Origin of the sequence: Sulfurimonas sp. (assembly GCF_034005705.1) — a bacterium.
GTDB lineage: Bacteria > Campylobacterota > Campylobacteria > Campylobacterales > Sulfurimonadaceae > Sulfurimonas.
On the sequence record NZ_JAVEUF010000010.1, the window covers coordinates 63,361 to 75,235 of the forward strand.

7 protein-coding genes are annotated in these 11,875 nt (G+C 39.7%); 5 read left to right on the plus strand and 2 right to left on the minus strand.

Annotated features, from left to right (window positions below; genetic code table 11):
- The first annotated feature begins 2 nt into the window (after positions 1–2).
- Both RBR61_RS06820 and RBR61_RS06825 read left to right on the plus strand, forming a co-directional pair.
- Positions 3–3,233: an ATP-binding protein gene (locus RBR61_RS06820; RefSeq protein WP_320343038.1), complete on the plus strand. Its 3,231-nt coding sequence runs from the start codon at positions 3–5 to the stop codon at positions 3,231–3,233.
- 11 nt (positions 3,234–3,244) lie between these two features.
- Positions 3,245–3,619, plus strand: a complete 375-nt coding sequence (locus RBR61_RS06825; RefSeq protein ID WP_320343040.1) for a response regulator — start codon at positions 3,245–3,247, stop codon at positions 3,617–3,619.
- A gap of 11 nt (positions 3,620–3,630) precedes the next feature.
- Here RBR61_RS06825 and lon read toward each other — a convergent pair whose 3' ends face one another.
- Together lon and bamD are read right to left on the minus strand one after the other, a co-directional pair.
- Positions 3,631–6,042 (minus strand): endopeptidase La, encoded by a 2,412-nt coding sequence (lon, locus tag RBR61_RS06830; RefSeq protein WP_320343053.1) that lies wholly within the window; start codon positions 6,040–6,042, stop codon positions 3,631–3,633.
- A complete protein-coding gene (bamD, locus tag RBR61_RS06835; protein ID WP_320343041.1) occupies positions 6,032–6,991 on the minus strand; it encodes an outer membrane protein assembly factor BamD in 960 nt (319 codons plus the stop codon). The genes lon and bamD overlap by 11 nt, the downstream gene beginning before the upstream one ends.
- 123 nt (positions 6,992–7,114) lie before the next feature.
- On the opposite strand from bamD, the gene fliW reads away from it, so the two are divergent.
- From fliW to RBR61_RS06850, 3 genes are all read left to right on the plus strand, one after another.
- Complete coding sequence (fliW, locus tag RBR61_RS06840; protein ID WP_320343043.1) at positions 7,115–7,495, plus strand: flagellar assembly protein FliW; 381 nt, start codon at positions 7,115–7,117, stop codon at positions 7,493–7,495.
- A 553-nt stretch (positions 7,496–8,048) separates the two neighbouring features.
- Positions 8,049–11,687: a hypothetical protein gene (locus RBR61_RS06845; RefSeq protein ID WP_320343045.1), complete on the plus strand. Its 3,639-nt coding sequence runs from the start codon at positions 8,049–8,051 to the stop codon at positions 11,685–11,687.
- Positions 11,681–11,875, plus strand: a 195-nt coding sequence (locus RBR61_RS06850) for a prepilin-type N-terminal cleavage/methylation domain-containing protein (RefSeq protein WP_320343047.1), incomplete at its 3' end; no start/stop codon positions are given. The genes RBR61_RS06845 and RBR61_RS06850, both read left to right, overlap by 7 nt.

An 11,875-nucleotide genomic window follows, 5' to 3' on the forward strand; every position in this document is an offset into this window, starting at 1 on the left:
CGATGCAACTTGGATTAAAGAACAGACTAAGACTTATAAGTCTTCTGCCGATTATCATACTCTTTGCGTTGAGCAGTTTCTTTGTTTATAACTCATTCATAAACTACAAGATGGCTCAACAGCTGCAAGAGAAACTAAACCAAAACAAACTCTTAAATGAAGTGGTGGGTAATGTCGCGAGAGAACGTGGTATGAGCTCCATGTTCCTCGGTAATAAAACAGAAAACATCCTCAAATCTCTAAACGAACAGAGAAAAATAGTTGATGAAAAGACAGAGAAATATCTCAACTATATAGAAAATAACGAACTTCTTCATAAGCACACCAGCGATGGCGGCAATTCTGCTTGTCTTACATGTGCCAATATGCAAAGCACGATAGCTGCAATCAACAAGATCAAGGAGATCAGACCTCTTGTAGATGCAAACAATATCGAATTTGATGAGATGTTTACAAACGTATACAGTTCGGCTCAAGACATCTTGGTAAGCCAGCTCCAACAGCTTACGGAAAGCCAGATAGATAGAGATATCAATGAGCTTTATAACCTTTATATATCAATGGTTAACGCTAAAGAGGCATCAGGGGTCGAGAGAGGATATTTGTCATATCTGATCTCCCGCTCCGCGGAGTTGACGAGCGAAGATCTAAATAAGTGGATATCACTTATCGGAAAAGCGGATGCGATCAACTATGAGAGCGTTCAAAACAGAACCTTGGCAAACAAACTAAATCAGCTATTTAAGACAGAAGACACTCTGGAACTTCTTGAAGATATAAACAGCGAAAGAACGGCAATTATTTCTCAGGCAGAGACCGGAGAGTATGACATAACTTCGGGCATCTGGTTTACGATGCTATCAGAGAAGATCAATATCATCTCAGAAGCTGAGAACATTATGCTTGACGCGATGGATCTTAGAGCACAACAGGTTCAAGACGATTCCCTGCAGATACTTGTTATTACATTGGGAGCTTGGTTGATAGCTATTATTCTTGCTATTTTAGGTTATATTCTCTCAAATGAGATCGCAAACAACATCAAACACCTTGAGAGCGTCCTTGAAAAAGTTGCTGAAGACTACGATTCTCAAGATAGAAAAATCAACCTCCACACGGCGCAGGGAACCGACCTTGCATACGAACTTCTTGAGGAGATCATCGAACAGACGAAAAGAGACAAGATTTCTGCTCAAGAGGCTAGTGAAGCAAAGTCTATGTTCCTTGCAAATATGTCGCACGAAATTCGTACTCCACTAAACGGAATTGTCGGATTTACAGAGCTTCTTAAAGATTCAGGTCTCCAAGAGGAGCAGAGCGAATTTGTCGACATTATCGAGAAAAGTTCCGAAAATCTTCTTGAGATCATCAATAATATTCTTGACCTCTCCAAGATCGAAAGCAACAAACTTGAGATCGAAAATATCGCTTTCAACCCTATACTTGAATTTGAGAGTGCAGTTGAAGTTTATGCGGTTCGTGCAAGTGAGAAACATATCAATCTCGGATGTTTCATCGACCCAAGCCTTGAATTTCCTCTTAAAGGGGATCCTACAAAGCTTAAAGAAGTTATCATCAACCTTCTCTCTAACGCCGTTAAATTTACGAACAACGCTGGTTCTATAAACGTAAATATAAGAAGAGTGGAATCTAGCGAAATCGGAAAAACAAGAGTCAAGTTCGAGATTCAAGACAGCGGTATAGGTGTAACAGAAGAGCAGAAATCAAAAATCTTTGAGGCATTCTCACAGGCGGACACTTCAATTACGCGTAAGTATGGCGGTACCGGTCTTGGGCTTACCATTTCTAGCAGTTTCATAGACCTGATGGGCGGAAAGCTTGACCTTGATAGTAAAGTCGGAGAGGGAACTACATTCTTCTTTACACTTGATTTTGAAGAGGTCGAGACGCTTGCAGAGAGCTCAAAAGATAGCTTTAACACAATTAAAGCACTTATTCTGAGCGACTCTATGAAGATAAAAAAACAGGATAAGTACCTAAGAGAGTATCTTGATTACTTCGGTGTCGGGTACACAACGTTTAAAGAGATAAGCAAGGTACCTATGCTGCAAAAAGATGTTAACTACAACCTTCTTTTTGTAGATTATGATTATGTTAGCGAAGAGATGCTTGCAGAACTTGCAAAACTGCCTCAAGAACTTATTGTTTTAACAAAATCAAATCTAATGAAAAAAGTAGACGGACTCGGTCTTGATATATTCAAGATCCTCTACGAGCCTCTGCATGCTTCAAAGATAAAGCAGACGTTAGAGAACTATGTTATGACAAACGCATCTATGCAAGTCGTCAAAAAACAGTCTCGCAAAAAATTCGACCTTAACACATCAAGATTTGTAGCGAACGTTCTTGTTGCCGAGGATAATATAATAAACCAAAAACTTATCCAAAGAACGCTTGAGGACCTAGGATTGAGTGTCACTATCGCAAACAACGGTCTTGATGCTTTCCAAAAGAGAAAAGACGGCAATTTTGATATGATCTTTATGGATATTCAGATGCCTTTCTTGGACGGTGTAGAGGCAACTGCCGAGATACTGGAGTGGGAAGAGGATTACGGGCAGCCTCACATCCCGATTGTCGCACTGACAGCAAATGCGCTTAAAGGCGACAGAGAGAAATTCTTAGCAGCCGGACTTGACGAGTACACTACAAAACCTCTAGTGCGCTCGGAGATCATTGCCGTGCTAAACCACTTCTTGGCGAACCACATTGTGGAAGTTGACGATCTGGCAAAAAACAGAGAGAAGAAAGAAGATATTAAAGATGAGCGCACTCAAGAGAGCACTGCGACTCAAGAAGCTATTATAGAGAAGTTGAGCGAAGCGGTAGAGCACCCTTCCAAGCCTGAATATAGAGCCGACATACTGATAGCTAAAAAAAGTGCTTTTGAGACAAGACTCTATACAAGGATCATAGAGGGTATGGGACTTACCTATGAAGTCGCATCTTCACTGGTAGACTTTAAAGAACTTATCGATAACTACTCTTACAAAGTCGTACTTTTTGACAAGGAGTACAGTGAGCTTAATATAGATGAAATCGCATCTAGCATTAGAAATCTTAGCAGCTCAAACGGTCTTGATTCTCATATCGTTCTCGTTGATGACTCAATCCACAAAGATGCATCACAACACAAAGAACAGGTAGATGAGATAATAAACAATGTAGTAAACAGAGAGTTACTTCAGTCTCTGTTTAAGAAATATGCATAAAAGGTAAAAAAATGTCAAAAGAATTAGTAGTATTAGCAGTAGACGACGATATGATAAACCTAAAGCTTCTTAAGTCTATGCTTACGAAAAACCCGGACGTAAAAGAGGTTATAGAAGCAAAAAACGGAGCAGACGCCATCGGGCATCTAAAGGCAAGAGGCGATATCAATCTTATTCTTTTAGATATCATTATGCCTGTTATGAACGGCTTGGAGATGCTAAAAGTCGTACGCTCGGACGAAAATATAGAGCAGGTGCCGATCATAGTTCTGACTACAGATGAGACGAAAAAAACCGAAGCACTGGAACTTGGAGCAAACGGCTTTATAATGAAACCCGTAAGAAACAGCGACTTAACCGAAAAGATAAATTCGATAGTAATATAAAAAAAAGAGGTTTACACTAAAACGTGTTTTAAAACCTCTTCTATTCTGCTGACAGCTATTATCTCCAGAGAGTCTCTGACCTCTAGGGGAATATCCTCCAAATCTCTCTCATAATTTTTTACAGGGATAAGAACTTTGCTCATATCCGCCTTGTGTGCAGCTATAAGCTTTTCTCTAAGCCCGCCTATCGGCAACACGTCTCCGCTAAGAGAGACCTCTCCGGTCATTGCTATTTCCGAGCGTACTTTCTTTGAACTTAGTATTGAAGCGATTACGCTTACCATCGCTATGCCGGCACTAGGTCCATCTTTTGGAGTGGCACCGTCAGGAACGTGTATATGAAGGTCGTAGCGCTTGTATACTTCGCTAGGGTCAACCGCAATCTTCTCTTCCCTCTCTTTGATCGTCAAAGGGATGTTTTTAGCATCTATCTTCAGTTTCTTAGTATCTATTAACGTTTTTACAACGCTGTATGCAATAACCGCCGACTCTTTCATAACATCACCGAGGCTTCCGGTTAACTGCATGCTCCCTTTGCCTTTTATGCGGATGCTCTCAAGCTTTAGTACATCGCCTCCGACTGCTGTCCACGCCAAACCGTTTACAACTCCTACAACAGGAACTTTTGTCGTTTTTTCGATCTCGAAAACAGTTTTGTCAAAATAATCCTTCAGGTTTTTAAGCGTAAGCGAAACTTTGCTGATCTCTGGATGCTCCAGTATCTCACGTGCCACTTTTCTTGCCATGTTAGCAAGACGGTGGCGAAGATTACGCACGCCCGCCTCACGCGTGTAGCTGTGGATAAGCTCTTTAAGTGCGGGCTTTGAGATGCTCACTTCCGATTTTTTAAGCCCGTGTTTTTTAAGCTCCTGCGGTATTAGATATCTTGATGCTATCTCATACTTCTCCTGCGGCGTATACGAACTTATTGTTATAAACTCCATTCTGTCACGCAGAGGTGCAGGAATCCTTCCTACATCGTTTGCCGTAGCTATAAAGATCACTTTTGAGAGGTCAATGTTGAAGTTCAAGTAGTAGTCTCTAAACTCCTTGTTCTGCTCAGGATCAAGTATCTCTAGTAGCGCAGCCGTCGGGTCGCCTCTTCCTGTTTTTGCAACCTTGTCTATCTCATCAAGAACTACCACAGGGTTCATCTTTTTAGCGTCTATGATGCCTTGCACTATTCGCCCAGGCATTGCACCGACATATGTTCTTCTGTGTCCTCTTAGCTCGTTGACATCCTCAAGCCCGCCTAGAGCAATTCTCACAAGCGGACGTTTCAGCGCCTCTGCAATAGAGTTTGCAAGAGAGGTCTTACCTACGCCCGGAGGTCCGGAGAAACAGATGATAGCACCAGAGTTGCTCTTTATGCCTCTAAGCTCCATAAGCTCTTTTACAGCAAAAAACTCCGTTATCCTCTGCTTTGGTTTCTCCAAAGAGAAGTGATCACGATCTAGCTGATTTTGTACTTCGCTGATATGGAGTTTCTTTTTGCTCTCATCACCAAAAGGCACCTCTAAAGCCCAGTCGAGATAGGTCTGCGTCATAGAGGCATCTGAAGAGTCAGGGTGCATACGCGAGAACCTGTCTATCTGCTTGCCAATCTCCTTATATGCCTCTTCGCTCATCTTCTCTTTTTTCGCCTCAAGCTTTTTGCGGTACTCCTCGATCTCTTCATCTCTTGAAGTATCTGTTCCAAGCTCTTTTTGTATCTGCTTTAACTGCTCTTTTAAGAAGTACTCTTTATTTACCTTCTCTATATGGCTGTGTACTTTAGAGCGGATCTCTTTTTGGAGCTTGTTCGCCTCTATCTCATCAATGAGATACTCAATGAGGTCCAAAAACCTCTTCTCAGTGTTTGACTCTACAAAAAGATTATAAGCCTGCTCTTTTTTGAGTTTTACCGTGCTGCAGATAAGGTCTATGATTCTGTTATGGTCGTGGTTCTCCTCTATTGTTCTTAGCAGATCAGGAGGAAAATAGTTGCTCACACCCGCAAGCGTTCTTACCTTTTCACGAACGACCTCCAAAATGGCGTCTATCTTCAGTGAATTTACGTTCGTCGCATTTATAACCTCAACATGCGCTATAAGCGGATTGTCTGAGACTTTGTATGCAACCTTTGCACGTGCAAGTCCCTGAAAAAGAACTTTCACTCTTCCATCAGGAAGTGCAACCTTTCTCATGATGGAGCCCACGACGCCAGCGTTGTAAAGAGATTCAAAATCTCTCTCTCCCTCATGGGATGGCTTTGTTGAACACACAATTACTAAAGAGCTCTCTTCTATCGCCTTTGTAGCGGCTTTTATATTGCTCTCATCGCTCAAAAAAAGCGGCGAGATCATAAACGGGTATAAAAAGAGCTCATCCTCTGCTATTATAGGAATATCAGCAGGAAATTCACTATAGTCACTAAGCTTCATAACTACCTCTCTCATTGTTTATATTTCTACTGTCCGAAAACGGGTTTAAAAAATCGTACCAGCTTGAGTCATTACCATTTCGTTCCTCTTTTATTTCAAGGTCCTGCTCTTTTGTCTTATCACTTTTTGAGAAAGGATTTAGAACGTCATACCAGCTTGAGTCGTCACCCTCTTCTTTTTGAGGTTCTACAACTTCTTGGGGCTGCTCAACTATCTCTGCCTCTTCTTCCTCGGATATAGAGTTTCTCGATACTACGCTTTTTGTATCAGGTATCATAAAGTCGTACCAGCTTGAAGTACCGTCTCCCTCGAACCAAGCTCTGTACCACGGAGCAACCGCTCTGTCAACCTCTGAAGAAGCGATCCAAGGCTGCGGGTTTATGCTTTTGTAGTACTCGGCGCTCTTTTGCTTGTCAAGTCTCTCATACAGATCTGAGATCTCTTCGTTTAAAACATACTGAGCAAGATAGAGACGCACAAGCATAGTATTTATTACCTCAGCATACATAGAGTCAGGATAGTTTAGTTTAAACTTCTCACCCTCTGCAATAGCGTCATCTATAAGCGCCTGATCGCGTCTTGGGTGCGGCAGTGCTTTATACTTTGCTTTTATCTTTAAAAACTCCGCCTCCTCTTTTTCGTTCGGCGTCGCGTATCTCTTTATATACTCATCCAAAAAATACTCGCTCAATAGGTACTCTTCGTGCTGCATATGAGCAAGTGCCAGTATCATAGTCGCTTCTGGCAGAAGCGGGGAACCGATATGCTCGCCTTGAAGTGAGCTGTAGTAGCCGTCTGCTCTCTCCAGATCTCCGCTTGAGACGCTTTGAGTTATCTTCGAATACCAATACATCGCCGGTTTATTATACTCTTCGATCTCTTTTGAACAACCTGTAAAAAAAAGCGTCGTTGAGAGTAGTGCGAGCATTGCGTAAGTTTTAAATTTCATTAAATTTTTTCCTGATTATAGATAGGTTGATATTTTATCTAAAAGATATATAACACTCATTAAACTAGGTATATTTTATGCTTAAAGTGCTACAATTAACAAAAATATACACGAGGGATTTTTATGAAATTTGATATCTGCGTACCTATTTTAGGCTTTGAGAATGTAAAACAGGTAAATTTGGAGAAGATCGACGATATCTTTATGAAGATGAGCTCTGCAGATGAAGATCGTATCTCTTTTACTCTTATAGATCCTTTTGTTCTGAGGGAGTACGATTTTGAAGTTCCTGACAATATCCAAGAGATGCTGGAGATAGATAAAAACTCGAATCTTATTATTTTAAACATTATCTTGATCCAAACCCCGATAGAAAACTCCGTAGTAAACTTTATAGGTCCGATGATCTTCAATACCGACAACAACAAAGCCGCACAAGTCATTATAAGCGACTCAAAAGAGTACGGCGTGTGCGAGAAGATCTCCGATTTTTTAAAAAAGTAATCACACCTTAAAATATTAGAGACCATTCAACTGCGACGGCTATCTCTTAGCCTCGCTAAAATCATTAAGCGCTTATTAAGTAAAAGTGACTCATAATGAACCATTATTATATAATTAAAAAATAACAAAAAAGGGGGTTGTAATGCGCCTTCGAAAACAAACTTTCCTTCTCTTGCTTTTAAATATTGTATTTAGTATAAGCGTATTTGCCAAAGGCAGTTCTATTTTACACGAAAATCCGTTTAACCCTGTTTTTTCAGATGGCGGGCTCAAACTATTTGGTGATTTTGTTTCAACTGGAGACTCAGTCCTTTGTCAAAACAACGGTTCAGGTGGGTGTAATAATACTTACAGCGGATACCTATATGATACAAATCTTATTTACAAAAATGAAGCTGGTATGGCTCTAAATTCAGCATCCTCCAGCTTAACATTACCTACAAACATAGGCGGCAATGAAATTGAATGGGCTGGATTATACTGGCAAGGGCATATAGCAGATCCTGACGCAACTAACTATGCCACATCTTCAATGGTACAAAATCGCGGAAATGTGTCATTTCAATTACCAGACGGAACTACGCAAAATATTACTGCCGATAAAGTATGGCATCATGATTTCTGGGGAGACGGAACAGGTAATGATGGAGGTTTTAGATCTTTTTACCAAGGATTTAAAGATGTTACATCACTTGTTAAGTCACATTTAATAGGAGGAACAACACAGACCTTTTCTGTCGGAAACATTAAAGCAAATAATGGAACAGATTGGTACTCATACTTTTATCTAGGTGAAGGGGCGGAGTATAATGGACTTAAAATAGGTTTTTGGGGAAATTGGTCTTTAATAGTCGTATATAAACATAATCCTGCAACCATACCATCAGGAACAAAGATAAAAAACATAAATGTTTTTAACGGTTTTGATGCTATGTTTCCGTTACCTATAACCGGGTATGAAACATTTAATATTTCAATTCCTATGTCTGGTTTTTTAACTCCTAAATCAGGAACTGTAAATGCAAAAATGTTGTTTTATGCATCTGGAGGAGAAAAAGCCATCCAAAGAGATGCATTTTACATTCAAAATGCAAATAATTCTTATAACTATGAAGCTGTTTCAAATGATGCGAATCCAGGAAACAACCCTTTTAATGGTTCTGTTAGCGACTTTGGGGTTCCTATTGATGCAGCAATTAGTTACTATCCTGGACTTGACTTAGACACTTATGATGTTTCAAGCTATATGACAAACAATCAAACATCTACGGCATTAAAACTAGAAGCTATCTTTAGTTCTAGTAATGGTGACCAATCAACACCGGGAGTAATTGCCTTTTCTACTGATTTATATACTCCTGAATTTTGCTATGACTACGCTTATAAACAGCAAGGAATCTATTTCACTGAAGAGAATGATGGAACTCAATACCCTAGAATTGTAGGCGATGTAATACCCAATGAACCAATAGAAGCAAAATTTTTCATAAGAAACCTTGTTGATTCAGACATTGCAGTAACAGATATGCTCGTTGATATTTACGACATAAACACATCGCAAGCAACCTATGTTGCAAACTCAACAAAACTTGCTAAAATTGGTGATATTTCTCCTGTTGACTTAATCGACGGAACCGATATAAGCATCGGAGGCGATTACATTAACAATGTTAATGTAGGAAGCATCGACTCGCAAGAGCACTTTTATGTCTACTACAGTCTAGACCCAAGCACATCAAATATAGATATTCCCTTGAACGTAAGAGCAAATTATAATATTACTCATAATGGAGTCACCATTCCTTATGAGCTAACTCTTGGTGCTCAGGTACCATTGTGTACTAATTCTGGTTTCGTTTATACGCCACAAAAAGGTATTTTTAATGTCGTTCACAACGACTACTATAACTATGACGTAGGGGGTGCAAATAGATACTACAACCTCCCGACACAAGTAACAAAGAGAGAGGGGAATTTTAAAGTTGTAGCTATGGATCCCAGTAATCTTGACACCCCGAGTGGAGTCTCGACGATTGTTGCTGTTGAAATGATTGATGCTTCAGCATTTCATGATACAGAAGCATCGTGCAAAGAAATGTCAAGTTCAATAAGCCCTAAAGTTTGGGTTTTTTTTGAAAACAATGCAACATCTTCAATGTTTAACAAAGATGCAATAGACAACTCTATTGCATTGAATATGACTCAGCTTAATAATAGCTCTGATTTCTATACTTATTCAAGAGAGAATGCAGCTTTTAGAATAAGTTATAACTCAAATCCTGAAACTGATGACATTTTCAAGGTCACTCCTGGTAAGAAAGCAGGAACTTATGACGTTGATTTTCCTGCGTTAATAGACTATTATGGAACCTCTTGTTCACAGACTATAGTTTATGATAAAGATAAAGATAAGACTACGGATCAACTTCCAGTTGCTTGTGGAAATAATTCAGATTTAACAGCTGAACAAGTTCAAGCATGTATGGAATGTATATTCGGTTACAAAACAAAACTAACGTGTTCAAGAGACAACTTTACACTAAGACCTGAAGCATTTATGATAAAAGTAGATGACCAAGAACAGACAAATCCTGCATCTCAAGTTAGAATAGCTGATAACGTCTCCGGAGTAGTTACTCCATCTGCTGCAACAAACCATCTAGCCGCAGGGTACAACTATGAGCTTGAAGTATATGCAGTAAACCACAAAGACAACACTCCATCTTTTGGATATACAAAAGGTTTTGGCGGATTGGCAAGTGATGCATTGGAGTATGCATGGTCGCCATCAGTTGCTGTAAGCGGATGTAATGATGAGAACAATGTTTCGCACTCTTTTAGAGTTTTAAATGGAAGCGCAGATTTAAACAGCTCGCTTGATCAAGTCGGCGAGTACGTATTGCAAATGAAAGATACAACTTGGACAAGTGTTGATGGTGACTTTACATACATGGGTCACCATGTAGGACCTTACTATACTGCAACGCGTGACTGTATTTTAGGTTCAGATATTACTCAAGCCGTAGATTATGCGACCGGAAGTGCCACTCCATTTACGGGATGCAATATTACTAGTGATCATGACAGCAGTAACGCTTCTGCCTTGAAATATAGAAATTATAATTTAGAGTTTCATCCGTATAAGTTTATAATGAACGGTATCGGAGTATCGTTTGGAGAAAACAATAGCTCCGTGCCGTTTATATATATGAACAATATGTCATTAAATGAAAATATGTCATTTCACTTAAACGGTCCTATTACTGCAGCAGGCTACAACAATGTAGCGACAAGCAACTTTGTAGATGGCTGTTATGCCGAACCGGTTGACTTAACACTAAACAAATCTGCAATCTCAGGCGCGGTTGATTATCTATTTAGATTTCATAATACAGACTTACCTGCAAACGATCAAAATGGGACTATGAACAACCCTGCGGGAACAATCACGCTTGGAACAAATGATTTCAACCAATCAAACAACGGAAGTGCAAATACACTTTTAAATCTTAATTTTAACAGAGAAGTAAATGCTTCTGTAAATCCTGAAAGATTATTTTTCTCGACTTATGATTCAAACTGTTCAGTTATTGCTGATTGTACAATGAATGCAGATCTTATCGCTAACAAGGTTGCAGACGGTTCACGACTTTTGGATTTAAACGTCACTCATCTTTATGGTCGTACGCACGCTTCAAGACAGAGATACAATACTCCCCTTAATAATCAGGCAAATATATACTTTGAGTCTTTCTGTTTTGGCACGGTTGGAGGCAACGCTTGCGATAAAACTCTTTTACCAAATGGCATTGCTTCAAGAAGAGTGGATGACGTAAGATGGTTTATTAATGATGATCACAACATCACTAACGATGGATCGGTCGGCATTGTTCTTCAAAAAGGAGGGGCAAATATTGCAGGAGATATAGTCGATGCGAGTGATAATCCAATAGGAAATCCTTCAATAACTATTTTGGACTATGACGCAAGTAGAGGCTATCCATACAAAACAACAATGCAAAACGAAGCATCTCCTTGGCTCATCTACAACGAAAGCGATCCAAATGCCAATACAAACGAGTTCCAAGTGGAGTTTCACAATCAGGGCGATTGGACAGGTGACAATGTAACAGAAACTACTACAAACACTCCTACCGATAAAGCAACTACGAACAGGAGAATAATGTGGTAAAGAGACAAAACGCTCTTTATAGAGCCGCTTTTACTATGATAGAGCTAATTTTTGCTATTGTTGTAGTCTCTGTTGTCGTTCTTACTCTTCCCATCATGATACAAATGGTATCAAAAGGGGTAGAAGACAACATAGTCCAAGAAGCAATTTTTGCCGCTTCTACTGAACTTATGGAATCGACATCATAC

Bases quoted from the DNA above. Each gene is read 5' to 3' on its own strand.
- RBR61_RS06820 (WP_320343038.1), top strand. From the start codon at position 3: ATGCAACTTGGATTAAAGAACAGACTAAGACTTATAAGTCTTCTGCCG.
- lon (WP_320343053.1), bottom strand. From the start codon at position 6,042: ATGAAGCTTAGTGACTATAGTGAATTTCCTGCTGATATTCCTATAATA.
- fliW (WP_320343043.1), top strand. From the start codon at position 7,115: ATGAAATTTGATATCTGCGTACCTATTTTAGGCTTTGAGAATGTAAAA.
- RBR61_RS06825 (WP_320343040.1), top strand. From the start codon at position 3,245: ATGTCAAAAGAATTAGTAGTATTAGCAGTAGACGACGATATGATAAAC.
- bamD (WP_320343041.1), bottom strand. From the start codon at position 6,991: ATGAAATTTAAAACTTACGCAATGCTCGCACTACTCTCAACGACGCTT.